The organism is Microbulbifer guangxiensis (genome assembly GCF_021729075.1).
Taxonomy (GTDB): Bacteria; Pseudomonadota; Gammaproteobacteria; order Pseudomonadales; family Cellvibrionaceae; genus Microbulbifer; species Microbulbifer guangxiensis.
On sequence record NZ_JAJSAQ010000001.1, the window covers coordinates 761,250 to 785,828 of the forward strand.

Below are 24,579 nucleotides of genomic sequence, written 5' to 3' on the forward strand. Positions count from 1 at the left end.
CCCAGAAACAGCAATGATGCGATGCCGTGCTACCACCGTTGCACTGACCGGACTGCTGGCCACCCTGTGTGCCCTGTTCGCCTGGGCCCAGATCCAGTTCCCGACCCTTTCCGGCCGGGTGGTGGACAATGCCAACCTGCTCAGCCCGGCCGCCGAGTACCGACTGACAGAGCTGGCCCAGGCCCATGAGAAGGAGACCAGCAACCAGGTGGTGGTGGTGACAGTGCCGGACCTGCAGGGGCAGACCATCGCCGAGTATGGCTACCAGCTGGGCCGGCACTGGGGTATTGGCCAGGAGGGCAGAGATAACGGCGCGCTGCTGATCGTCGCACCGAACGAGCGCCAGGTCCGGATTGAGGTCGGTTATGGTCTCGAGGGGGCACTGACTGATGCCCTTTCCTCCAATATCATCCACACCAAAATCCTGCCCCGGTTCCGCAACGGAGACTTCGACGGTGGCGTGACCGCGGGTCTGGAATCGATCATCGCCGCGATCAAGAACGAATACGTGGCGGAGCCCACGGAGACCGGCACTGATCGCCGGGTGGCATTGCTGGTGGGACTGGTGCTGCTGCTGATCATGCTGCAGCTGTTTGGCGGCTCGATGATGGGGCCTCCCCCCAGCCGCGGCACCTACCGGCGCGGCCGCTACGGCGGCTATTACGGCGGTGGCGGATTCGGTGGTGGATTCGGCGGTGGCTTTGGTGGCGGTTTCGGCGGTGGCGGCGGCGGCTTTGGCGGTGGAGGCGCTTCAGGGGGATGGTAATGCTTACGAGCCAGCAACGCCGGCGCGTATCCGAGGCCATTCGGGAGGCGGAGTCCCGCACGGACGCCGAGCTGGTCACCGTGCTCGCGCGGGAGTCTGACAACTACCTGTATATCTCCACGCTCTGGGCAGCGTTCCTTGCCCTGCTGCTGGCGCCCCTGCTGCAGTTCCTGCCCTGGTGGATCGAGTACTACGAGGCATTCACCCTGCAGTGGGTGCTGTTCATCCTGCTGGCGATCCTCTTCCGCTGGCGCCCGCTGACCATGTTACTGGTGCCCAAGCGGGTGAAATACTGGCGCGCCGCCAACCTGGCCCGAAGGGAATTTCTCGAGCAGGAACTGCACAGCACCCGCGGCCGACTCGGGCTGTTGATCTTTGTCTCCGAAGCCGAACACTACGTGGAAATACTCGCCGACCGCGGACTCGCAGAACATGTTACCGACGAAGCCTGGCGGGAAGTCGTCGAGCAGTTTATCGGTGAGGTAAAACGGGGCAGAACCGCAGATGCCTTCATCCACTGCATCCAGCGCAGCGGCGATCTCCTCGAGGAAGCCGCACCGCTGACAGTGGCAAAGAACGAACTGCCCGATCACCTGGTGGTGCTCGAATAGCGCGCGCCGGCGTGCGGGAGAGAAAACCATTGAACCGACGACTTGCAGGTATCTTCCTTGGCACAGTGGCAACCCTCGCAGTGGGGGCGGCCACCCTCTCCAGCCGCAACGAGAGCCAGACAGCCGCATACCAACAGAAAGCACAGGAGCCGCAGTCCGTGACAGAGCGTCTGGAGCGGCTGGAACAAGAACTGGAGGAATCCCGACGGTTCCAGCGCCAGCTCCTCGATCTCGTCGAGGAACTGCGCCAGTCCATTGAGGGCGACACCTATGTGGGCGAGCCCACTACAAACAGCGCCACAATGGATGCCGCAGACAGCGGACGGCGACGGCATGAAACAGCAGGCCGCAGCAAGCGTCTACAGCAGTATCGCGATTCCCAGCTGGAGCGACTGATCGACGCAGGCATGGACCCGGCCAGGGCCCAGTTCGTGCTGGAAAAGACCGAGCGCTTCCAGTTCGAACATACCCGCCTCTCCTACCAGTACCGTCACCTGGCCGACAAGTCCTCTGAGGAAGCCTTGGCCCTGCGCCGGGAACTGGAAATCCACAGCAATCCGCAGCGGATGTTCTCTCACCTCCTCAGCCCCGAGGAGTTCGACCTCTATCTGGAAGCCAACGGGCGGCGGCAGCAGATCAGTATCGATCGCATCGTACCCGACACACCGGCACACGATGCCGGTCTGCGCGCCGGCGACCGGATCATCTCCTACAATGGCGAGCGGATCTTCCACATGGGCGATCTGCGTCAGCAGGTCTATCGGGTACCGCCGGGGAAAATGGTTGCCGTCGAGATCGAGCGCGCCGGCAGCAATAACCGCGAGACCATCTATGTACCCAGCGGACCGCTGGGGATACAGGGATAGAACATCGGCTGGTGCCTCCACTGACCGATAGGCGAGGATTCTGCACAAGGGTTTCTCTCGCCCTAGGAAACTTGATTACACACGGGCGTAAATACCCGACCAGTGATTGCCCTGCGCGCCAGAATACTTTTGTCATCGAAAACCACAGCAAAGCAGAACTAACCCTGGATTGACAGAATCGGAGCGATAACGGCAATAAACCGATCGCCAGAAATCTGTCTGCAGTGATCCATTTCGCACTGATTTGACAATAAAAAATTTATGGAGCCGCCATGCATGCCCTGCAGCAACGCTCGATACCAGCGCCAATCATTCTTCTGCTCGCAGCCGTTACCGGCTTTCTCTTCAGTCTCCCGCTGCTCCCGACAACCCCGGTAAGGGATGGCGCAACCGTCGAAACGTCTGCACCTGCGCTGGAAAATCGCCTTGCCAGACTCGAGAACTCGATGGCCAGAGCCAGGGAAATACAGGAAAACCTGCTGGCATTGATTGAGGAAATGCACGGGCAGCCAGTGAGCACTAAGTCTCTTTCCGGAGCGGAGGGAAAAGTGATGGCCGCCGATGGGGCTCCCCGTGAAAGCGCCATGCCGACCAGTCCGCCCACTCGCAACTTTTCCAGGTCACGTCGGGAGCTGTTGATCGAGGCCGGGATCAGCCGGGAGCGGGCCGAAAGGATCCTGCGCCGGGAGTGGGAGCTCAGATACGAACGGCAACAACTAGGCCATCAGTACAAGCACCTGGAGGATCAATCGACGGCCGAGGCTGTCGCCGTTGCCCGGGAGCTGGAGCGCTATGACAACATTCCGAAGCTCGTCGGTAGTGAGTTGAGTCCGTCTGAGTATGAGCGGTACCGGGAGGCGACAACACCCCGGGAGAGAATGGTGATCACAGCAGTGCTGGAGGGCTCAAACGCCGCCAGTGCCGGGATACGCCCCGGGGATCTGCTGCTGTCCTACAACGGCGTTCCCGTGACGGATGCACCCACCATGCGCTCACTATTAAACGAGTCAGTGCCCGGCAGCAGCGTGCCAGTGGTAATCAGGCGTCAGGAGGGTGACGCCGAGGAAACGGTCTATGTTGCAGCCGGACCACTGGGCGTACAGACCGCGTTCAACGCGGTCTTTGCCGGAAGGAATTCGGGCGGAAACAGTCCCTGACAATTCCTGCCAGGCAAACTGGTTGCGTCGGGACCAGGGGCTGCAGGCAGCGGGTATTCACCCGCAGCCGCCCTGCCCAGGGGGCATGCCGGCCCCTATTATTCGCCGCTGACCTCAGGGCGCATATGCGGGAACAGCAGTACATCGCGGATCGATGGTGAGTTGGTCAGCAACATCACCAGGCGATCGATACCGATACCTTCACCGGCTGTCGGCGGCAGGCCGTATTCCAGCGCGCGGATATAGTCCGCGTCGTAGTGCATGGCCTCATCGTCACCGGCATCCTTCTCCGCCACCTGGGCCTTGAAACGCTCGGCCTGGTCCTCCGCATCATTCAGCTCGGAGAAACCATTGGCAATCTCGCGGCCACCGACGAAGAACTCGAAGCGATCGGTAACAAACGGATTGTCGTCATTGCGACGCGCCAGCGGGGAGACTTCGGTCGGATACTCGGTGATGAATGTGGGCTGGTCCAGGCGGTGTTCCACGGTCTTCTCGAAAATTTCGATCTGCACCTTGCCCAGGCCCCAGCTGTCCTTGAGCGGAATATCCAGGTCTCCGGCCACCTTGCGGGCACCCTCGATATTGTCGATATCGGAATGCGACAGGCCCGGGTTGTAGCGCAGGATGGAGTCGAACACCGACAGGCGCGTGAACGGCTTGGCGAAATCGTAGGTGCTGCCCTGGTACTCCACTGTGGTGGAACCGATCACGTCGGCACAGATACCGCGCAGCATCTCCTCGGTGAGATCCATCAGGTCATTGTAATCGGCGTAAGCCTGGTAGAACTCCAGCATGGTGAACTCAGGATTGTGCCGCGTGGACAGCCCCTCGTTGCGGAAATTGCGGTTGATCTCATAGACCCGCTCGAAGCCGCCGACAACCAGGCGCTTGAGGTAGAGTTCCGGCGCCACGCGCAGGTACATATCGATATCCAGCGCATTGTGGTGGGTCACAAACGGGCGCGCGGTGGCGCCACCCGGAATCACCTGCAGCATCGGCGTCTCCACCTCCATGAAGTGGTGGCCATTCAGGAAGCTCCGGATGTAATTGATCACCTGTGAGCGGGTGCGGAATACATCCCGGGATTCCGGCGTGGCAATCAGATCCACATAGCGCTGGCGATAGCGCAGCTCCTGGTCGGCGATACCATGGAATTTCTCCGGCAGCGGACGCAGTGCCTTGGTGAGCAGCGTGTACTCCTCACAGTTCACGTACAGGTCGCCCTTGCCGGATTTGTGTAGGGTGCCCTGCACGCCAACGATGTCACCGATATCCCAGCCGCCAAAGCGCTCCTTGAGATCCTTCTGGGTATTTTTGTCCGCGTACAGCTGGATACGACCGGAAACATCCTGGATCACCATAAAGGGACCACGTTTCGCCAGGATACGACCCGCCACACAGGCGGACTTGCCCAGTGCCTCCAGCTCTTCCTTGCTCTTCTCGCCAAACGCCTGCTGCAGGTCGGCAGCCAGGTTTTCGCGGCGGAAACTGTTCGGAAACGCATTGCCCTTTTCCCGCAGCGCGCCCAGTTTTGCGCGGCGTTCGGCAATCAGCTTGTTTTCGTCTTGCTGGATCTCGGTCATGGGAACTTCCAATACGGAATGTTGAGTGGTGAAAGCGATTCAATAAGGTTGAGCGGGTGCCCGGCCTCTGTGGCTGCGGGCACCCCGACAGGTGTCAGAGACCGGCCTTGAGGCTGGCCTCGATAAACTGGTCCAGGTCGCCGTCCAGTACCGACTGGCAGTTACTGGTCTGCACTCCGGTGCGCAGGTCCTTGATGCGCTGGTCGTCGAGTACATAGGAGCGAATCTGGCTGCCCCAGCCGATATCGGCCTTGCTGTCTTCCATGGCCTGTTTCTCGGCGTTGCGCTTCAGCATCTCCTGTTCGTACAGCTTCGCGCGCAGCATCTTCCAGGCCTTGTCCCGGTTCTGGTGCTGGGAACGCTCGCTCTGGCAGGCCACCACGATTCCCGAGGGAATATGGGTCAGCCGCACGGCGGAATCGGTCTTGTTCACGTGCTGGCCACCGGCACCGGAAGCGCGGTAGGTATCCTCGCGAACCTGTGACTTGTCCACTTCGATCTCGATGTTGTCGTCGATCTCCGGGGAGACAAAAACCGAGGTGAACGAGGTATGGCGGCGATTGCCGGAATCGAACGGCGACTTGCGTACCAGGCGGTGAACACCGGTTTCGGTGCGCAGCCAGCCGAATGCATGGTCGCCGACAAAGTGGATGGTGGCACTCTTGATGCCCGCCACCTCTCCTGCGGAGGCCTCCTCGAGGGTGGTCTTGAAGCCGTGAGCCTCGCCCCAGCGCAGGTACATGCGCAACAGCATCTCCGCCCAGTCCTGGGCCTCGGTGCCGCCTGAACCGGCCTGGATTTCCAGATAGGCGTTGTTCGGGTCGTTTTCGCCGGAGAACATGCGGCGGAATTCCAGCACCCCCAGCTGCTTCTGCAGGCCCTCGATCTCGCTGGCGACCTCTGCCACGGAATCCTCGTCGTTTTCCTCCACTGCCATGTCCAGCAGTTCGCGGCAGTCGGCGATGCCGGAGTCCAGGCTCTCGATGGTGGTCACGACGGTTTCCAGGGAGGCGCGCTCGCGGCCCAGCTCCTGGGCCCGATCGGGATTGTCCCAGACGGACGGCTCTGCCAGTTCCAGTTCGACTTCAGTCAGTCGCTCTTTCTTGCTGGCATAGTCAAAGATACCCCCTAAGAACGTCAGTGCGCTCCTCGAGGTCTTTCAGCTGGTTCAGGAGAGGGTTGATTTCCATTGTCGCTCGACTTCCGGGCAAATTTAGGGCGGCGCGCATTCTACCGTAGCGCGATGGGGTACTGCCAGAGGGGGCGCGAGGCCGGGGTCACGCCCCGGGCCCGGTTCAGGAAACGGACGGCATCCCGGAGGTCAATTTTCCCCGGAGGGACAGTCCTTGCTCCGGTACTCGGCCTGTTGCGCCGGGTCAAATCCGAGCTGCAAGGCGGTATCGAGGGATTTTTTGGCGATCAGGTGGAGGTGTATGTCGCCGGTCGCGCCACCACAGACTGACGGGTACATACGGTCTGTGCGGACGCCACAACGGGACTCCTGGACTGTCACGCCCTCGGCAGCCAGACGGGAGCGGCTCTCTGCGAGCGTCGTCCCCCCACCCTCGCACTGCAGGCTGCCACGACTCTGGAACACCCAGATCAGCTCCTCGGCCCTGGCGGGGGGCTGATCCTCTTTCTTCTCCTCGGGTTTCGCCTCCTGCTGCTTCTCGGCGGGCTTCGCCTTCTCTTCAGGGGCACAGCCAGCCAGCGCAAAGAACGCCAGCATCAAAAGGCAAAAGGTTTGCAGTCTCATCAGTTCTCCTCCTTGAGAATCCCGGCGCGCGAAATGCAGGCTGCAGCAACTCAGCCGAACGCCAGCCACCCCCCTACCGACAGCATCAGCGTGCCGGCAATGCGGTTGATCAGGCGCACGTTTTCGCCCCTTTCGAGCAAACGACTCAGGGTGCGGCCACCGGTGGCGTAGATCAACATGCACAGGGTTTCCAATAGCAGAATGATAGCAATCAGTACCACCAGCTGCGGCGCCAGGGGCCGATCATCACTGATAAATGGCGGCAACAAAGCAATAAAGAACGCCCAGCCCTTGGGATTGGCCACGGCGGTGAGAAATCCCTGCAGTGCCAGCGCGGCGCGGGCCGGCGGCGGCCCCTTGGCGCGATCTTCCGGCGCCACCATCACCATCCGCCCGCGGGCACGCCACATCTGAATCCCGAGCCATGCCAGATAGGCGCCGCCAGCATATTTAAACAGCTGGAAGGCCTCGGGATATCGCAACATAAGCGCGGCGATGCCAAGCACGGCTGACACGGCCACCAGTGCCACACCGGCTAGCTCGCCCAGCATCATCCAGCCGGTGCGACGGACACCCACGGTCATACCCAGCGTCAGCGCCAGGGTCATGCACATACCGGGCGTGATGGATACGAAGAAAAAAGTCGGCACGAACAGCGCCAGCACGGACAGGTCGATCACTTCCAGCATCAGTGGTGACTCCCCGCATGGGCGCCATAGCGGCTGAGCAGCATACCCGCCAGCATCAGGCTGCAGCCAATCAGCTCTTTCAATGCCAGCACCTCATTGAGGATCAGCCAGCCCGCCACCAGTGCGAATACTGCCTCCAGGCTCATGATCACGGTCGCGTGCGACGTCGCCGCGTGGCGCAGGCCCAGCAACTGGAAGGTAAAGGCGACCGCGGTGGAGAAGATCATCATGTAGGCAATCGGCCAGGCCGCATCCACTGCGCCCTCCAAGGAGGCGTCCTCCACGATCAGCGAAGCGATCGCCGACAGCACCCCACAGCAGAGAAACTGCACCGCCGCCAGGCGCAGGGCGTGGAAACCACGGACCAGCCGATCGGCTGTCAGCACCTGAATCGCGAAGGCGAAAGCGCCGGCAAACACCAGCAGGTCGCCAATGAGCTGTGCTTCCTGGGTGAAGTCGCTGAGCCAATAGAGCCCCAACAGGGCAATGGCGATACCACCCCAGGTCCAGCGGTTGGTCGGCTTGCCGAGGGAGAGGCCGATCACCGACACCAGCAGCATTTCCATGCCGGAGATAAACCCGGCGCGGCCGGCACTGGTGTACACCAGGCCGCCCTGCTGCAATGCAGCACCGAGGAACAGCCAGAAACCGAGAATGGCGCCGGGGCCCAGACAGTCGCGCCAGCGACTGCGGATCGGCACTCCGGGTTGCGGAGTCGCCACATCACGGCGGGAAGACAGCCAGTAGACGATCGGGATCAGGATCAGTCCGCCGAGGATAAAGCGCCAGGCATTGAAGGCCAGAGGCGGCAGGTGATCCATGGCAATCTTCTGCGGCACAAACGCCAGCCCCCAGAAAAAGGCGGCCAGCAACAGCAGCAGCTCCGCTCTTGCCTGTTCTGTTTTCATTACCGATAAACCTTGAATAAAGATAAAAACCAACGGGGTCGCTACCAAGCCACCGCATCACTTCCAGCAGATAAAGCCCCCGGCTTCGAGCGGGGATCCGCCGGGGCAACTCTGCCCGGGACACGCTGTGAATGCATCCCTGCACGCTCGGCGTCGGCATCCCTGCCTCCGACGGTCCCGGGCGGAGTTACCCCGACGGATCCGGCAGGTTTCGTGGCCGCCCCAGTAATAAGGAGAGAAAACACTCGCCGACCTCAAGCCGGCTCCAGGTGACTCACCAGCAGCTGCAGCGACTCCCGGCCACGGAACTCGTTGATATCCAGTTTGTAAGCCAGCCGCACCCGCTCCGCGGGCTGCGGCCACTGGTCGGTGTCCACGTTGAAGGCGATGGCATCCAGGGCCAGCTGGGGGCTGGACTCCGGTGCCACCACCATCTTCAGGTGCCGCTCACCGACGATGCGCTGTTGCAGTAAGAGGAAATCGCCATCGAAAACCGGTTCCGGGAAGGCTTGCCCCCAGGGTGCCAGCGCGCGCAGCGCCGCTGCCATTTGCAGGTTGAAATCTTCCGGCTGCAGGGCACCGTCGGAGTCGATTACCGCCTGCAACTGCGCTTCCGTCAGACGATTGCGCACCGCCGCTTCGAAGGCCTCGGTAAACGCCGGCAGGTTTTCCCGCGGCAGGCTGAGCCCCGCTGCCATGGCGTGGCCGCCGAACTTGCTGATCAGATCCGGGCGGCTGGCCGCCACGTCGCTCAGGGCGTCGCGGATGTGCAGGCCGGGAATCGAGCGGGCCGAACCCTTGATCAGGCCGTTGTCGCCCTCGGCAAACGCGATTACCGGGCGGTGGAATTTCTCCTTGATACGGCTGGCGAGAATCCCCACTACCCCCTGGTGCCACTGCTCGTCATAGAGACACAGGCTCCAGGGAATCTCCCCACCCAGCTGTAATTGTTCCAGTGCTGCCATGGCCTCCCGCTGCATGCCCTGCTCGATGGCCTTGCGGTCGCGGTTCAGGGCGTCCAGCTCCGCCGCCAGCTCCCGGGCTTCCTGGGGATCGCGGGTCATCAGGCAACGGATGCCGGTGCCGATATCATCCAGGCGGCCGGCAGCATTGATGCGCGGACCGAGGATGAAACCGATATCGGTGGTGGACAGGCGCCGGCGGTCCCGCCCCGCCACCTCGAGCAGGGCCTCGATCCCCGGCCGGCAGCGACCGGCGCGGATCCGGGCAATGCCCTGATGCACCAGGATGCGGTTGTTATGATCCAAGGGCACCAGGTCGGCCACGGTACCGAGGGCCACCAGATCCAGGTACTCCGCCATATTCGGCGGCTCGATACCCGCCTCCCCGAACCAGCCGCTTTGCTCCAGCGCGGTCTTCAGGCGACTGAGGAGGTAAAAAATCACCCCGACGCCCGCCAGGTTCTTGCTCGGGAAATCGCAGTCGGGCTGGTTCGGGTTGACGATGGCGTCGGCATCCGGGAGCTCGCTGCCGGGCAAATGGTGGTCGGTCACCACCACTTTCATGCCTGCGGCCCGCGCTGCGGCGACGCCGTCGATACTGGAAATACCGTTGTCCACAGTAATCAGCAGATCCGGGCGATAGTCTTTCGCCACCTCGACGATTTCCGGAGTAAGGCCGTAGCCATAATCGAAGCGATTGGGCACCAGGAAATCCACTCCTGCCGCACCCATGGCCCCCAAAGCCAGGACCGCCAGCGTGCTGCTGGTGGCCCCGTCAGCATCGAAATCACCGACGATCAGGATTCGTTCACTGGCGCGCACGGAGTGCTCGAGGATATGCACAGCCTCCGTAAGGCCGCGCATGGCTTCCGGGGCATGCAGGCGATTGAGCCGGTGATCCAGCGCCTCGTCACTGGTGACACCGCGACCGAGAAGCACTCGCTGCAGGATTTCCGGCGTATCAGAAGCAAAACGGCCAGTGGACAAGTCCACTGGCCGTCGCTGAATTTTCTTGTTCATTCTCGCTCAGCTGGTCGGTTGTACCCCGGAGCCTCTCAACCGATCACTCAGCATGGAAAGTGAACGCCTTAGCCGGCCCCGAGCGCCGTGGCCATAAAGTCGTGCACCCTTCCAAGCTCGTTCGGAAGCACTTTCATGCGTTCCTCGCGCTGGAACAGGTCGTCCATATGGGCCGGCAGGGGAATTTGTTTTGTCGGCAGCGCGCGGGCCACCGCATCCGGGAATTTTGCCGGGTGCGCCGTCGATAAGCAAACCATCGGCTCGGCCGGCGAGCGACGCACCTTCCGCGCCGCCTCCACGCCGATGGCGGTGTGGGGGTCGAGGAGGTAGCCGCAGGACTCGTAGACCTCGCGGATCACCGCCACGGTGCGCTGGTCATCCACGGTCCACGAGGAGAACACCTGCCGGGCCCTGTCCAAAGCAGCCTCGCTGAGGTGCATGGGAGCAGAGCGATCGGCAAGCAGCTCTGCCACGGCGGTACCGTCGCGGCCATAGAGGTCGAACAGCAGACGCTCAAAGTTGCTCGACACCATGATATCCATGCTCGGCGACAGGCTGTGCACCAGCTCCCGGGGCGTGTGGTCGTTATCGCTGATGCAGCGGTGCAGGATATCGTTGGCATTGGTGGCAATCACCAGCTGGTCGATGGGGAGCCCCATCTCGCGGGCGAGGTAGCCGGCAAAAATATCGCCAAAGTTGCCGGTGGGGACCGAGAAATTCACCGTGCGGTCGGGTGCGCCCAGGCTGACCGCCGCGTAGAAATAGTAAACGATCTGGGCCATGATCCGCGCCCAGTTGATGGAGTTCACCGCCACCAGTCGCCGCCCATCCGGGAGGAAGGACTGGTCGGCGAAACTGGCTTTCACCATGTTCTGGCAATCGTCGAAATTGCCTTCGAGGGCGATATTGAAGACATTGTCCGACAGCACCGTAGTCATCTGCCGGCGCTGAACCTCGGATACCCGGTTGTGCGGGTGCAGGATGAAGATGTCGATGTTTTCACAGTGGCGACAACCTTCGATGGCGGCAGAGCCGGTATCCCCGGAAGTCGCCCCCATGACCACGACCCGCTCGCCGCGTTTCTTCAGCAGGTGATCGAAAAGCTGGCCGAGGAACTGCAGGGCAAAATCCTTGAACGCGAGCGTCGGGCCCTGGAACAACTCCAGAATCCATTCGTTACTGCCGGTCTGTACCAGCGGTGCCACGGCGCTATGGCGGAAATTGCGGTAAGCGCGCTGAATGATGCCACGCAGTTCCTCGTCGGTGAGCTCACCGCCCACAAACGGCTGAATAATGCGGAACGCCAGCTCGCGATAGTCCAGACCGGACATCGCGCGGATCTCGTCCACAGAAAAGCTCGGCAGGGATTCCGGCACATAAAGGCCACCGTCACTGGCGAGTCCGGCGAGGACGGTATCGGAAAACGAGAGCGACGGCGCGCGGCCGCGGGTACTGATAAATTTCACGGTGCTTCTGCTAGCTGGTTGGAACAGGGAACGATTTCATGAGGACGCAGGGAGAGCCCGAAGCTCCCCCTTGTATCGGGCGCACTCTGCGGCTCAGCCGAGCGGCTCGACCCGGATGCGCACGACATCGCCCTCGACGGTATCCAGGGCCTCGATCTGGCTGACAGCCTCCCGCAAGCGCGCCTCCCTGGCGCGACTGGTGAGAATGACCACTGGCACCAGGGCCTCACCTTCTGCCGGCTCGTGCTGGATCAGCGCCTCGATGCTGATGCCCTGGTCACTGCAGATCTTGGCTACCTGCGACATGACGCCGGGCTTGTCGTGCGCGGATATCCGCAGGTAATAACTGGTCACCACCTCGTCCATCGGCAGCACAGCATTCTGCCCATGGCCTCCAGCTGCCACACCCGCGAGCGGCACGCGCTGGTCAGGGGTGGCCTCAAGTGTGCGGGCCACATCGACGATGTCCGCGATCACCGCAGAGGCCGTTGCTTCGGCACCTGCGCCAGCGCCGTAGTACAACGTGGGGCCCACCGCATCGCCGCTGACGAGCACGGCATTCATCACGCCATTGACGCTGGCAATCAGGCGACGCTGGGGAATCAGGGTCGGGTGTACCCGCAACTCCACCCCCTGCTCGGTACCGCGGGCAATACCCAGGTGCTTGATGCGGTAACCCAGCTCGTCCGCGTAGCGGATGTCTTCGATGGAAATAGCACTGATGCCCTCGGTGTAGACCTTGTCGAAGGCCAACGGCATACGGAAAGCCAGTGATGCCATGATCACCAGTTTGTGGGCCGCGTCGATGCCCTCCACATCGAAGGTGGGATCGGCCTCGGCGTAGCCCAGCGCCTGTGCCTGGGCCAGTGCTTCGTCGAAGGTCCGGCCCTTCTCCCGCATTTCGGTGAGGATATAGTTGCCGGTGCCATTGATGATGCCGGCAAGCCACTGAATGCGATTTCCTACCAGGCCCTCACGCAGGGACTTGATGATCGGGATTCCACCGGCCACTGCCCCTTCGTAAGCGATGGTCACGCCTCTCTTAGCAGCGGCTTCAAACAATTCGTTGCCGTGCTCGGCGATCAGGGCTTTATTGGCGGTGACAATATGCTTGCCGTTTTCGATAGCGGTAAGGATCAGCTCCCGGGCAACGGTAGTGCCGCCGATGAGCTCCACCAGAATATCCACCTCGGGATTGGTGGCCACGTCGAAAATCTCGCGGGAGACCGGCACATTGGTGGTGTCACAGGCGGGGTTGTCACGGCGGGCACCAATCTGCACGACCTCCACCGGGCGGCCGCAGCGCGCGGTGATCTCCGCGGCGTTGCGATCCATCACATTCACGGTACCGCTACCCACGGTACCCAGGCCACAGATGCCGACCCGCACTGTGCGCCGTTTTTTATCCGGATTTTCCTGCGATACGTATTGGATGGTTTCTTCGACGGTTGCGCTCACAACTTCCCCCCGCGCAAACGGCTTCCCTCTCCCGCAGAACCTGCCCCATCACTTCACAGCGGGGCCCGGTAGCGGGATTGCAGCCAGGTTACAGCGCAATAATTGATTTTAAAAATAGAAAAAGGAAGTCAACCTTACTGACTGGCAGGGCAAAATGTCAATAAAATTGCGCACTTGGAGCAAGTTGTCGGAGACACCCCGGGGACTGTTGGCCGGCCCCGGAGCTCGGGAGAGGGCGGGAGACCCGGGCGGGCTTGCCACCCGGGGAAGGAATCAGATTCCGAGCGCTTTCGCCAGTGTGTCCGGCGGCAGGTAGCCGGGCACCACTGTGCCGTCTTCCATCACGATGGTGGGAGTGCCCCGCACATCGATGGCGTCGTTACCCAGCTTGTACTGGGCGGCCACCGGGTTGTCCTTGCAGACCTTGAGTGGCACATTCTCGCGGTTCTTCAGCGCGGTCAGGGTTTTGTTCGGATCATCCGCACACCAGGCGGTGGCGACTTTGCGGTAGCCGAGCGAATTCAGGCCCGCCCGGGGAAACGCAAGGTAGCGCACTTCGATGCCGCGCTTGTTGAGCTCCGGCACATCATCGTGCAGCTTGCGACAGTAACCGCAGTCCACATCGGTGAACACGTAAATATGCGCTTTCTTTTTCCCCTTCGGGGAAAAGATGATCATGTCGTCGAGGTTCTGCGCGGCCATCACCTGGGCCCGCCCTCCGGCGCGGCGCTGCTCGGAAACATTCACCAGGTTACCGGCCTCCACCTGGTAGAGGTCGCCGAAAATGAAGTGCTTGCCATCCTCTGATACGAACAGGGTGTTGCCGCCGTCCATTTCCACCTCGTAGACCCCTTTCATCGGGCTCTCGCGCACCTCGCCGTAGGTGGCCTTGGGGTTGCCCTCCTTCAGGCGGGCCTTGATGGCCTTGGCGGTCTCTGCATCGACCTCCGCGTGAGCGGCACCACCGAGCAGGGCCAGCACAGCGCCGACCAGCACCAGCGGCTTCTTGACATACTTCATTCTGGATAGCTCCTCTATCTATTCATGGCTTCGACGTTGCCGCCGGCACACAGTTCCCGCGAGTATGGCATCAAACGGCGCCCTTTGTCGCCGGTGGCAGCAGATACCGCCGGATCACGGGGCAATGGCAACAGATCACCCCCGGGGATGATGTTCTCGATGCAGCGACTTGAGCCGCGCTTTTGCCACCTGGGTATAGATCTGTGTGGTGGATAGATCCGTGTGGCCCAGCAGCAGCTGCACCACGCGCAGGTCCGCACCGTGGTTCAGCAGGTGGGTGGCGAATGCGTGGCGCAGAGTGTGGGGGGACAGGGGTTTTTCGATGCCTGCCACCCCGGCCCAGTGCTTGATCCGGTACCAGAATGCCTGGCGCGTCATGGGCTGCCCAGCCCGCCCCGGAAAACAGACATCGCTCTGCCCCGGCGACAACAACATCGGCCGGGCCTCGCTCAGGTAACGCTGCAACCAGGACTGCGCAGACTCGCCCATGGGCACCAGCCGCTCCTTGCGGCCCTTACCCGTCACCCGCACCACCCCCTGACGAAGGTTGATTTGGGAGACCCGCAGGCCGACCAGCTCTGTGACGCGCAGTCCGCAGGCGTAGAGCAACTCCAGCATGGTGCGATCGCGCACCCCCAGCGCCCCATCCAGGTCCGGCGCCTCCAGCAGGGCTTCGACATCGGCCTCGGAAAGGGACTTGGGGAGGGGTTTTGGCAGCTTCGGGTTCTCCACCAGCGCAACCGGATCCTCCTGGATCAAACCCTGCCGCAGGCAGTACTGGTAAAACCCCCTCAGCGCCGCCAGGGCCCTGGCGGTGGAGCGGGCAGAAATACCCTGCTGGTGCCGTTCGGCGAGAAACCGCTGCACATGCTCGCGCCCCACCGCCAGCAAACCGGTGCCGGCCTGCGCACAGAAACCGGCAAAGGCGCGCAGGTCGCGCCCATAAGCCGCGCGGGTATGTTCACTGGCGCCACGCTCGGCCCAGAGCATGTCCAGCCAGCGGGCGATATAAGTATCCTGTTGCGGTGAGTTCTGCATCGACTTATTTAACCACACCCCTTGCGGGCAGACCGAAGTGCACCGTTATCTTGGCAAAAAAAAACCGGAGCTCTTCAGCTCCGGTCTTTCTGCATAACGCGGGAGAAACTTAGTTGAGCTTCTCTTTAATGCGCGCTGCTTTACCAGTCAGGTTGCGCAGGTAGTACAGCTTGGCCTGGCGCACGTCACCGCGACGCTTGACGGCAATGCTGTCAACCAGCGGGCTGTGGGTCTGGAAGGTACGCTCTACGCCCACACCGTGGGAAATCTTGCGTACGGTGAAGGAGGAGTTCAGGCCGCGGTTGCGCTTGCCGATCACCACACCTTCGAACGCCTGCAGACGCTCGCGGTTACCTTCCTTTACCTTTACCTGTACGACGACGGTGTCGCCCGGAGCAAAGGCCGGAATTTCGCTCTTCAGCTGTTCCTGTTCCAGCTGCTGGATGATTTTGTTGGTCATTTGGAATACTCCCAAACAGAGTTTGTGTAGCTTCTCAGCTAGTTCACCGAACTACTCACGCCTCCCGGCGAATCCGGCATCAAGTATTTTCGGAGTCGTGCTCCTGCCGGATCTCCTCCAGCATTTGCAACTGCTCCTCGCTGAGCGCCAACCCTTCCAACAGGTCGGGACGCCGCTGCAGCGTGCGCGCCAGCGACTGCTTCAGCCGCCAGCGACGAATTCTCTCGTGGTTGCCGGACAACAGCACCTCAGGCACCACCGAGCCCCGATATTGCTCGGGCCTTGTGTAGTGCGGGCAGTCCAGCAAGCCCTGGGCGAAGGAGTCCTCCACCGCGGACTGATCGTGCCCCAGCGCGCCGGGGATCAGCCGCGTGATGGCGTCCACCATCACCATGGCGGCCAGTTCGCCGCCACTTAAAACATAGTCGCCGATGGACCACTCTTCATCGATGAGCATCTCGATCAGTCGCTCATCGACGCCCTCGTAGCGGCCCGCCAGCAGCACCAGGTTGCCGACCCCGGACAAGGCCTGCACACCGGACTGATCCAGCTGCCGCCCCTGGGGCGACAGATAGATGGAACGCGCCGCAGCGCCGCCCTCTTCCGCCCAGGTGCGAGCCTCGGACAGGGCCTGGTACAGCGGTTCCGCCAGCATCACCATTCCGGGACCACCGCCATAGGGTCGATCATCCACGGTCCGGTGACGATCGCTGGTGAAATCCCGCGGATTCCAGCAGCGCACCTCCAGCAGGCCGTCTTTGACGGCCCGGCCGGTAATGCCGTAGTCCGTCAGGGCTGCGAACATCTCCGGGAAGATGGTCACCAGAGCGATTCGCTTGGCGGCCATCAGCTCAGAATTCCGGGTCCCAGTCGACGGTGATGACACCGGCTTCCAGGTCAATATCGGTGACAAATTCCCCGGGGATATAGGGAATCAGACGCTCGCGCCGATCACTGCCCCCGCGCACCACCATGACGTCGTTGGCGCCGGTCTCCATCAACCGGACCACCTGGCCAAAGTCGTGCTCTGCACCGCCGAACTGACTGATCACCCGCAGACCTTCCAGCTGGTGCCAGTAGTACTCACCCGCCTGAAGGGCAGGCATCTCCGCAGCGGAAACAGCGACATCCCGCTGGCAGTAACCAGCGGCCACATCCCGGTCATCCACACCTTTGATGTGAATGATCAGCCCCTTTCCATGGCGTTTGCCGCCATCGATCGCGAGGGGCTGCCAACCACTCTCACCCTGCAGCCACCATTGCTGGAACTGCAGGATATTGTCCATCGGGTCGGTAAAGGAGTGGACCTTGACCCACCCCCGGACCCCGTATACAGCGGTGATACGCCCAACTGTGACCAGCTCACCGGATTCGGGACCTTTATCAGCCACGGGCGTACTCGCTAGCAGGGACAAAAACTTAAGCGGCTTCTTTCAGCAGCTTGCTGACGCGATCGGAAACCTGCGCGCCCTGGCTTACCCAGTAGTCAACGCGCTCACGGTCGATGCGCAGACGCTCTTCCTGACCACGGGCAACCGGGTTGAAGAAGCCAACGCGCTCGATGAAACGACCGTCGCGGGATTTGCGGCTGTCAGTGACTGTCAGGTGATAGAACGGGCGCTTCTTTGCACCGCCACGAGCCAAACGAATGGTTACCATGTAGCTTTCCTGTAGTTTCAACACTGGGTGGTCGCGACTGGCAACCACCTACAACAACTCTGCCGGTAGCTCACCCGGCTGAAAGGCGGCGTATTCTAATGTACCGCCTGAATTTTGTATAGCGTGTAATTGATCGGGTTTACACGCCCTTATTTCTTGCGGAAGCCCGGTGGCAAACCGCCCGGCATTCCACCCAGGCCGCCCATACCACCGCCGCCCATGCCCGACATACCGCCCATGCCACGCATCATCTTGCTCATGCCGCCACCCTTGAGCTTCTTCATCATCTTGCCCATCTGCTTGTGCTGCTTGAGCAGGCGGTTCAGATCCTGAATCTGGGTGCCGGAACCCGCCGTGATACGGCGCTTGCGGGAGCCGGTGAGGATGTCCGGATTGCGGCGTTCGGCTGGCGTCATGGAACTGATAATGGCATCCATCCGCTTGAATTCCTTACCCATGTCGGCCTGCTGGGCCATCTGGGCCATGTTGCCCATGCCGGGCATCTTCTCCAGCAGTGAGCCAAAGCCACCCATGTTCTGCATCTGCTGCAGCTGGTCACGCAGGTCCTCCAGGTCGAAGCCCTTGCCCTTCTGCACCTTCTTGACCAGCTTCTCGGCCTTGGCCTTGTCGATCTTCTGCTCCGCCTCCTCGATCAGCGACAGCAGGTCACCCATGCCGAGAATGCGCGAAGCGATCCGGTCGGGGTGGAAAGTCTCCAGGGCATCGGTCTTCTCACCGACACCGATAAACTTGATCGGCTTGCCGGTCACATGCCGCACGGACAGCGCCGCACCACCGCGGGCGTCGCCGTCCGCCTTGGTGAGGATGACACCGGTCAGCGGCAGGGCCTCATCGAAGGCCTTGGCGGTATTGACCGCATCCTGGCCGATCATGGCGTCGATCACGAACAGGGTTTCCGCCGGATCGAGGGCGCCGTGCAGCTCGCGGATCTCGTCCATCAGCTGCTCATCGATATGCAGGCGACCGGCGGTATCCACGATCAGCACGTCGGCGAACTGCTTGCGCGCGGCATCGACGGCACTTCTGGCGATCTCCAGCGGCTTCTGCTCCGGTGTCGAGGGATGGAACAGCGCACCCACCTCCCCCGCCAGGGTCTCCAGCTGCTTGATGGCGGCGGGGCGGTACACGTCCGCACTGACCACCATCACTTTTTTCTTCTCGCGGGCCTGCAGGTGCTTGGCCAGCTTGGCGACACTGGTGGTCTTACCCGCACCCTGGAGGCCAGCCATGAGGATGACCGCCGGCGGCTGAACTGCCAGGTTCAGGGGCGTCGCTGCCTCCCCCATCACTTTGACCAGCTCGTCCTGCACGATCTTGACGAACTGCTGGCCGGGATTCAGCGCCTTGCTGACCTTCTGGCCCACCGCGGCGGTGCGCACCTGCTGGACGAAAGCCTTGACCACCGGCAGCGCCACGTCCGCCTCCAGCAGCGCCTTGCGCACTTCCCGCAGGGTATCGCGGATGTTGTCATCCGTGAGGCGGGCCTTGCCGGTGACTTTCTTGAGCGCCGACGAGAGGCGGTCACTGAGATTGTCGAACATAGATACGTCTCGGTATTTCTGGTGACGACTGCCCCGGGGCGCCGTCGGTGCGGTCTTTGAGGCGCGGCAGTATAGCGTAGGACGGGGGCTGGCAGAAACTCCCGCGGGGGCGGGCTTTCCTGCCACCGCGGCCTGTGACAAACTGCCGCCCTATCGCAAACGAGACACGGACTCATCGATGGCGGCCCTGGCCCACTGGACGGCAATCATTCTCTACCTGGCGACCACCCTCGTGGCTGCAGCGGCAGTCACCAGAAAGCGCCAACCGGATAACCATCTGCTGCTGGGCCTGCTCGCCGGCGCATTGCTGACCCATGGCATCTCGCTGGTCAACACCCTGATATCCCCGGCCGGCTACCGCTTCGACTTCACGGCCATGCTGTCACTGGTGGCCTGGACGGTGAACCTGCTGATCCTGATACTGGCGTTCAAGCGTCCGCTGCACCTGTTGATCCTGATTCTCGCCCCACTGGGTGCCCTGGCCGAACTCGCCGCTGCCCATGGCTGGGGCGGAAGCGTGCCCCGCGAACAGCTCTCCGCCGGCGTGGCCGTGCACGCCCTGCTCTCGATCTCCGCCTATGCCCTGCTGACTCTGGCGACCCTTCAGGCCATCTACCTCTACTACCAGAACCAGCAGCTGCACAATCACCGCCCGGGCGCCATCAGCCGCTTCCTGCCGCCGCTGCAGACGATGGAATCCCTGCTGTTCGGCCTCATCGCTTTCGGACAACTGTTGCTGACCGCCTCCCTGGTCACCGGCTTCCTGTTCCTGGACGACCTCTTCGCCCAGCACCTGGTGCACAAGACCACTCTTTCCATGCTGGCGTGGCTGCTGTATAGCATCCTGCTCTGGGGGCACTGGAAATGGGGCTGGCGGGGCAACACCGCCGTGCGCTGGACTCTGGCTGCTTTTGCGGCGCTATTGCTGGCCTACTTCGGCAGCAAACTGGTGCTCGAGGTGATCCTCCAGCGCAACTGAGGCCCGCTTCGAGGTCCCTGCACTTGCGGCTGCAGGAATTCTGTTTCACTATCCCCGTTCGCCAATAACCAGAGTTCCACATTGAACGAGATACCGCCCGGCCTGGTGTTCGGCCTGCTGGCCCTGCTCATTGCCATTTCCGCCTTTTTCTCCAGCTCCGAAACCAGCATGATGACGCTCAACCGCTATCGCCTGCGCCACCAGGCCAAAAGCGGACACCGCGGCGCCAAGCGGGCAATGGAACTCCTGTCGCGCCCGGACAAACTGATCGGCGTGATCCTGATCGGCAACAACCTGGTCAATGTACTCGCCTCCATGATTGCCGGGGCGATTGCCACACGCCTGTATGGTGACGCCGGCCTCGCCTACGCCGGCATCATCCTGACCCTGGTGATCCTGATCTTTGCCGAGGTCACACCAAAGACGATCGCCGCGCTGCATCCGGAGAAGATCGCCTTTCCCGCCTCTGTGATCCTGAAACCACTACTGTGGCTGCTCGCCCCGGTAGTCTGGCTGGTGGGCAGCATCTCCAACGGTCTCGCGCGCCTGGTCGGGGTCGAGGCCACTGCCGGCTCCGAAGCCGAGCACCTGGCACCGGAGGAGCTGCGCACGGTGGTGTTCGAATCCGGCGCCCTGCTGCCCAGCAAGCACAAGGGCATGCTGCTCAATGTGCTCGACCTGGACCAGGCCACGGTGGAGGACATCATGATCCCCCGCAATGAGGTGGTTGGTGTCGACCTGGAAGACACCGGGGATGAAATCCTGCAACAGCTGGCGGAGAGCAGCTACACCCGCCTGCCGGTCTTCCAGGGCGACATCAACCGGGTGGTGGGGATACTGCACCTGCGCCGCGCAGCGCAGATCCTGCGCGACGGCCCGGAGGGGTTCAGTGCCGATCGACTGAAGGCCTACACCGATGACCCCTACTTCGTGCCCGAGGCGACCCCGCTGCCCACCCTGCTGATGAACTTCCAGAAGCAGAAGCGCCGCATGGGCCTGGTGGTGGACGAGTACGGCGAGGTCATGGGAATCGTGACGCTGGAGGACCTGCTGGAGGAGATCGTCGGCGATTTCACGGCCAGCCCGGTACCCAACGATGACGAGGAGATCACCGCGCTTGGCGACGGCTGGTTCCTGATCGAGGGCGGCACCTCCATCCGCGACATCAACCGCACCCTGCACTGGGAACTGCCCACGGACGGACCCAAGACGTTCAACGGGCTGGCGATGGAACACCTGGAAAGCATCCCGGACGGCAACATCAGCTTCTTCATCCTGGATTACCTGGTGGAGATCGTGGAAGTCTCCGACAAGATGATCACCCGCGCCCGGGTGCGCAAAATGGGGCACTGATCCCGCCGTGCCCCCAACTCACCGGTCTGCCTGCTAGGCAAGGTCCATAGCGAGCTGCTTCACTGGCCCGAAGCTTCTGCGATGGATCGGGCTCGGCCCGAGTCGCTCCAGTGCCTCCAGGTGCGCCCTGGTCGGGTACCCCTTGTGGCCGGCGAGCCCGTAACCCGGGTACTGGTGATCCAGCTCCGCCATTTCCCGGTCCCGGGTCACTTTGGCCAGGATCGAAGCGGCGCCAATGGCCGCCACACGCCCGTCCCCTTTCACCACGGTCTCACAGGCATAGGACCAGTCCGGTTTGCGGTTGCCGTCCACCAGCACAAACTCGGGCTGCACGGACAACTGCTCCACCGCACGTCGCATGGCCAGCAGGCTGGCGTGGAGAATATTGAGGCGGTCGATCTCTTCGACCGTCGCCCGGGCAATGGCAAAGGACAGCGCCCGCTCGAGGATCTCATCAAAAAGGCGCTCACGCTTTTTCTCGGTCAGCTTCTTGGAATCCGCCAACCCCTCGATTGGGCGTGCGGGGTCGAGGATGACGGCAGCCGCCACCACATCGCCGGCCAGCGGGCCGCGGCCGACCTCATCGACACCGGCGAGGAGATTGCCCGTATAGGGGCAGACATACGGGGGCAGTTCGACTTTGCTCATTGTTTTGCCTTGACCAGCGCACAGACCGCATCTGCCGCCCTTGCGGAAGCATTGCGGCGCAGCTGCTGATGAATATCGTCAAATTCCCGCTGCAGCTGGTCACGCAGCAGGGGATCCTGAAAGAACTTGAGTACCTCGGCTCCGAGGCTCTCGGGCGTAGCCGCGTCCTGAAGTATTTCCGGCACCAGTTCCCGGCGCGCCAACAGGTTGGGCAGGGACACCCATGGCGTCTGTAGCAGACGGGAGAAAATGGCATAGGACATACTGCCCATCTTGTAGGAGACCACCATCGGCTTCTTCAGCAACAGAGTCTCCAGGGTGGCAGTGCCCGAAGCGATCAGCACCGCATCACTGGCGGTCAGCGCCTCATGGGAACGGCCATCCAGCAATGTCAGAGGCAATTCCGGGAAGCCCTCGAGCAGCGCCCGGATCTCGGCCAGGCGCGCTTCATTGGCGGCCGGCAGGACGAACTTCAGATCCGGCTGGCGCTGGTGACACCAGCGCGCCGCCTGCAGGAACAGAGGCCCTAGGTAGCGCACCTCGCCGCCCCGACTGCCGGGCAACAGGGCCAGAATGCGATCTTCCGCTGCAAAGCCCAGAGCCTCCCGGGCGGCCTGTACATCGGGCTCCAGCGGCAGGTCATCGGCCAGCGGGTGGCCGACGAAAGTCACCGGCACCCCGTGTTCCTGATAGAAATCTGCCTCGAACGGCAGCAGGGTCAGCATATGATCCACGGCGCGGGCAATCTTCTTGATCCGACCGCGCCGCCAGGCCCACACCGAGGGACTGACGTAGTGGACCGTGGGGATGCCGCCGGCCCGGAGCGCTTCCTCGAGGCCGAGGTTGAAATCGGGCGAATCGATACCGACGAATACGTCCGGCGGATTGGCGAGGAAGTGCTGTCGAAGGCGCTTGCGGATGCCGAGCAGTTCCGGCAACCGCTTCAGCGGCTCCACCAGGCCCATCACCGACAGCCGCTCCATGGGAAACAGGGACTCGGCACCCAGCGCAAGCATGCGCGGACCGGCAATGCCCTCCACGACGACCCTGTCAAAACGCTGTTGCAGTGCCGCAATCAGGCCGGCGCCGAGAATATCTCCGGACGCCTCTCCGGCCACGATGCCGATCCGCAGGGTGGTTGTTTTGTCGCTCATAGCGGGTCTGGTTTCTGGAGTCAGGATGGCGAGCGTCTCAGCGAACGATTCCGCGACTGGAGGACTTGAGGGAATCGATCCACGGCTGCACCACTGCGGACTGCTCACGCAGCTCGATCAGGGCCTCCAGCGCCTCCTGCAGGGTGAGGCCGCGGCGGTAGACAATCTTGTAGGCCTTGTTGATGAGGGAGATTTCATCACGGGAGAAGCCGCGTCGGCGCAGTCCCTCGGCATTGATGGTTTTTGCTTCCGCGGGATTGCCCGCCACCATCACATAGGCCGGCACGTCCTTGCCAATAGCAGCGCCCATGCCGGTGAACGCATGCTCACCAATGGTGCAGTACTGGTGCACAAGGCTGAAACCGCTGAGGATGGCCCAGTCCCGGACTTCCACATGGCCCGCTAGGGCCACGTTGTTGACGAGGATGGTGTTGTTGCAAATCACGCTGTCGTGGCCGACGTGCGCGTAGGCCATGATCAGGTTGTCATTGCCGATCGTGGTCTCACCGCGATCCTGCACCGTGCCGCGGTGAATGGTGACACCCTCGCGGATGACATTGTTGTCGCCGACCACCAGAGTGGTGTCTTCGCCCTGGTACTTCTTGTCCGGCGTATCCTGGCCCACCGAAGAAAACTGGTAGATCCGGTTGTTGCGCCCGAGCCTGGTCGGGCCACTGAGGACCACGTGTGGGCCGATTTCACAGCCGTCGCCAATCTCTACCTTGGGGCCAACAATGCTGTAGGGACCAATACGCACCCCGGAACCAATCACTGCCGATTCGTCGACAATTGCCGTGGGGTGAATTTCTGTCTGCATGTTGCGTCCCGTTCCTCGAAGCTGAAAAATCCGGCTACTTTAAATGCGCCAAGGGAATAAAGGAACCGAATTGGTCACCATTTCCCGGCCACCCGGACTCAGACTTTCTTCACCGCACAGAGCACGTTGGCTGTGGCCGCCCGCTCACCATCCACGGTGGCCTTGCAGGCAAACTTCCAGATGCCCCGGCGCTCGGAAACCACTTCCGACTCCAGCATCAACTGGTCGCCCGGCACCACCTGGCGCTTGAAGCGCACATCGTCGATACCACCAAATAAATAAAGGTAGCCATCTTCCGGCTTCTGGCCCAATGTCTTGAAACCGAGGATACCGGATACCTGCGCCAGAGCCTCGACAATCATGACTCCCGGGAAGATTGGCACCTCGGGGAAATGCCCGTTGAATACTTCCTCGTTAATGGAAATATTCTTGTACCCCTTGATGTATTTGCCCTCTTCCAGCTCGATTACCCGGTCAACCAGCAGGAAAGGGTAGCGGTGCGGCAGGTATTGACGAATCTCGCGAACGTCCATCATTTGAAATGTCCCCACAAAAACATTCGGGGCGAAAGAGACTGTCTACAGGTTAAATCACTTTAACGTGAGACAGGACTCTCGCCCCGAAAAGATAACTCGCTCAGAAAG

25 protein-coding genes are annotated in these 24,579 nt (G+C 62.0%); 6 read left to right on the forward strand and 19 right to left on the reverse strand.

The features are described from left to right. Positions 1 to 13 precede the first annotated feature (13 nt). The 4 genes from LVD12_RS03370 (at position 14) to LVD12_RS03385 (ending at position 3,400) form a co-directional block, all read left to right on the forward strand. Entirely contained in the window at positions 14 to 766 is a 753-nt protein-coding gene (locus LVD12_RS03370) for a TPM domain-containing protein (protein WP_237065600.1), read from the forward strand. Then, complete coding sequence (locus tag LVD12_RS03375; protein WP_237065601.1) at positions 766 to 1,377, forward strand: TPM domain-containing protein; 612 nt, start codon at positions 766 to 768, stop codon at positions 1,375 to 1,377. The genes LVD12_RS03370 and LVD12_RS03375 overlap by 1 nt, the downstream gene beginning before the upstream one ends. A 29-nt stretch (positions 1,378 to 1,406) precedes the next feature. Beyond that, positions 1,407 to 2,243, forward strand: a complete 837-nt coding sequence (locus LVD12_RS03380) for a PDZ domain-containing protein (protein WP_237065602.1) — start codon at positions 1,407 to 1,409, stop codon at positions 2,241 to 2,243. 272 nt (positions 2,244 to 2,515) lie between these two features. Then, complete coding sequence (locus LVD12_RS03385) at positions 2,516 to 3,400, forward strand: PDZ domain-containing protein (protein ID WP_237065603.1); 885 nt, start codon at positions 2,516 to 2,518, stop codon at positions 3,398 to 3,400. A 98-nt stretch (positions 3,401 to 3,498) separates the two neighbouring features. Here the strand turns inward: LVD12_RS03385 and lysS are convergent, their stop codons facing one another. The 15 genes from lysS to ffh all read right to left on the reverse strand — a co-directional run bounded on the left by lysS (position 3,499) and on the right by ffh (position 18,984). Beyond that, positions 3,499 to 4,986 (reverse strand): lysine--tRNA ligase, encoded by a 1,488-nt coding sequence (gene lysS, locus LVD12_RS03390; protein ID WP_237065604.1) that lies wholly within the window; start codon positions 4,984 to 4,986, stop codon positions 3,499 to 3,501. A gap of 94 nt (positions 4,987 to 5,080) precedes the next feature. Further along, positions 5,081 to 6,176 (reverse strand): peptide chain release factor 2 gene (prfB, locus tag LVD12_RS03395; RefSeq protein WP_237065605.1). Its coding sequence is split into 2 segments (ribosomal slippage): positions 5,081 to 6,103 and positions 6,105 to 6,176, totalling 1,095 coding nucleotides; the frame shifts between segments, so codons are not numbered across the junction. A 131-nt stretch (positions 6,177 to 6,307) separates the two neighbouring features. Next, on the reverse strand, positions 6,308 to 6,742 hold the full coding sequence (locus LVD12_RS03400) for a hypothetical protein (RefSeq protein WP_237065607.1): 435 nt from the start codon (positions 6,740 to 6,742) through the stop codon (positions 6,308 to 6,310). A 50-nt stretch (positions 6,743 to 6,792) separates the two neighbouring features. Next, the gene (locus tag LVD12_RS03405; protein ID WP_237065608.1) at positions 6,793 to 7,431 is read right to left on the reverse strand and encodes a LysE family translocator; all 639 of its coding nucleotides are present in this window, start codon (positions 7,429 to 7,431) and stop codon (positions 6,793 to 6,795) included. Next, a complete protein-coding gene (locus LVD12_RS03410; RefSeq protein WP_237065609.1) occupies positions 7,431 to 8,339 on the reverse strand; it encodes a DMT family transporter in 909 nt (302 codons plus the stop codon). Before LVD12_RS03410 ends, LVD12_RS03405 begins: the two co-directional genes overlap by 1 nt. Before the next feature lie 254 nt (positions 8,340 to 8,593). Then, positions 8,594 to 10,321, reverse strand: coding sequence for a single-stranded-DNA-specific exonuclease RecJ (recJ, locus tag LVD12_RS03415; protein ID WP_237065610.1), 1,728 nt, complete (start codon positions 10,319 to 10,321; stop codon positions 8,594 to 8,596). Between the two features lie 68 nt (positions 10,322 to 10,389). Then, positions 10,390 to 11,787 (reverse strand): threonine synthase, encoded by a 1,398-nt coding sequence (thrC, locus tag LVD12_RS03420; RefSeq protein WP_237065611.1) that lies wholly within the window; start codon positions 11,785 to 11,787, stop codon positions 10,390 to 10,392. A 93-nt stretch (positions 11,788 to 11,880) separates the two neighbouring features. Continuing rightward, positions 11,881 to 13,221: a homoserine dehydrogenase gene (locus LVD12_RS03425; RefSeq protein ID WP_237065896.1), complete on the reverse strand. Its 1,341-nt coding sequence runs from the start codon at positions 13,219 to 13,221 to the stop codon at positions 11,881 to 11,883. Positions 13,222 to 13,518: 297 nt separating this feature from the next. Next, positions 13,519 to 14,265 carry a thioredoxin fold domain-containing protein gene (locus LVD12_RS03430; protein WP_237065612.1) on the reverse strand — a complete coding sequence of 249 codons (747 nt, stop codon included), beginning with the start codon at positions 14,263 to 14,265 and terminating at the stop codon, positions 13,519 to 13,521. A gap of 135 nt (positions 14,266 to 14,400) precedes the next feature. Next, positions 14,401 to 15,303 carry a site-specific tyrosine recombinase XerD gene (gene xerD, locus LVD12_RS03435; RefSeq protein ID WP_237065613.1) on the reverse strand — a complete coding sequence of 301 codons (903 nt, stop codon included), beginning with the start codon at positions 15,301 to 15,303 and terminating at the stop codon, positions 14,401 to 14,403. 109 nt (positions 15,304 to 15,412) lie between these two features. Beyond that, entirely contained in the window at positions 15,413 to 15,763 is a 351-nt protein-coding gene (gene rplS, locus LVD12_RS03440; protein ID WP_237065614.1) for a 50S ribosomal protein L19, read from the reverse strand. 79 nt (positions 15,764 to 15,842) lie between these two features. Continuing rightward, positions 15,843 to 16,610: a tRNA (guanosine(37)-N1)-methyltransferase TrmD gene (trmD, locus tag LVD12_RS03445; protein WP_237065615.1), complete on the reverse strand. Its 768-nt coding sequence runs from the start codon at positions 16,608 to 16,610 to the stop codon at positions 15,843 to 15,845. Positions 16,611 to 16,614: 4 nt separating this feature from the next. Next, complete coding sequence (gene rimM / locus LVD12_RS03450) at positions 16,615 to 17,154, reverse strand: ribosome maturation factor RimM (protein ID WP_237065616.1); 540 nt, start codon at positions 17,152 to 17,154, stop codon at positions 16,615 to 16,617. A 28-nt stretch (positions 17,155 to 17,182) separates the two neighbouring features. Beyond that, positions 17,183 to 17,422, reverse strand: coding sequence for a 30S ribosomal protein S16 (gene rpsP / locus LVD12_RS03455; RefSeq protein WP_069948357.1), 240 nt, complete (start codon positions 17,420 to 17,422; stop codon positions 17,183 to 17,185). 149 nt (positions 17,423 to 17,571) lie between these two features. Continuing rightward, on the reverse strand, positions 17,572 to 18,984 hold the full coding sequence (gene ffh, locus LVD12_RS03460; protein WP_237065617.1) for a signal recognition particle protein: 1,413 nt from the start codon (positions 18,982 to 18,984) through the stop codon (positions 17,572 to 17,574). 178 nt (positions 18,985 to 19,162) lie between these two features. On the opposite strand from ffh, the gene LVD12_RS03465 reads away from it, so the two are divergent. Both LVD12_RS03465 and LVD12_RS03470 read left to right on the forward strand, forming a co-directional pair. Beyond that, complete coding sequence (locus tag LVD12_RS03465; protein WP_237065618.1) at positions 19,163 to 19,963, forward strand: cytochrome C assembly family protein; 801 nt, start codon at positions 19,163 to 19,165, stop codon at positions 19,961 to 19,963. Between the two features lie 81 nt (positions 19,964 to 20,044). Beyond that, positions 20,045 to 21,316: an HlyC/CorC family transporter gene (locus LVD12_RS03470; protein ID WP_237065619.1), complete on the forward strand. Its 1,272-nt coding sequence runs from the start codon at positions 20,045 to 20,047 to the stop codon at positions 21,314 to 21,316. A gap of 33 nt (positions 21,317 to 21,349) precedes the next feature. On the opposite strand, the gene rnhB is transcribed toward LVD12_RS03470, so the two are convergent. The 4 genes from rnhB to fabZ all read right to left on the reverse strand — a co-directional run bounded on the left by rnhB (position 21,350) and on the right by fabZ (position 24,471). Then, on the reverse strand, positions 21,350 to 21,964 hold the full coding sequence (gene rnhB, locus LVD12_RS03475; RefSeq protein ID WP_237065620.1) for a ribonuclease HII: 615 nt from the start codon (positions 21,962 to 21,964) through the stop codon (positions 21,350 to 21,352). Further along, on the reverse strand, positions 21,961 to 23,118 hold the full coding sequence (lpxB, locus tag LVD12_RS03480; protein ID WP_237065622.1) for a lipid-A-disaccharide synthase: 1,158 nt from the start codon (positions 23,116 to 23,118) through the stop codon (positions 21,961 to 21,963). Before lpxB ends, rnhB begins: the two co-directional genes overlap by 4 nt. Positions 23,119 to 23,155: 37 nt before the next feature. After that, positions 23,156 to 23,935 carry an acyl-ACP--UDP-N-acetylglucosamine O-acyltransferase gene (gene lpxA, locus LVD12_RS03485; RefSeq protein ID WP_237065624.1) on the reverse strand — a complete coding sequence of 260 codons (780 nt, stop codon included), beginning with the start codon at positions 23,933 to 23,935 and terminating at the stop codon, positions 23,156 to 23,158. 98 nt (positions 23,936 to 24,033) lie between these two features. Further along, complete coding sequence (gene fabZ, locus LVD12_RS03490) at positions 24,034 to 24,471, reverse strand: 3-hydroxyacyl-ACP dehydratase FabZ (protein ID WP_237065626.1); 438 nt, start codon at positions 24,469 to 24,471, stop codon at positions 24,034 to 24,036. Positions 24,472 to 24,579: the final 108 nt, after the last annotated feature.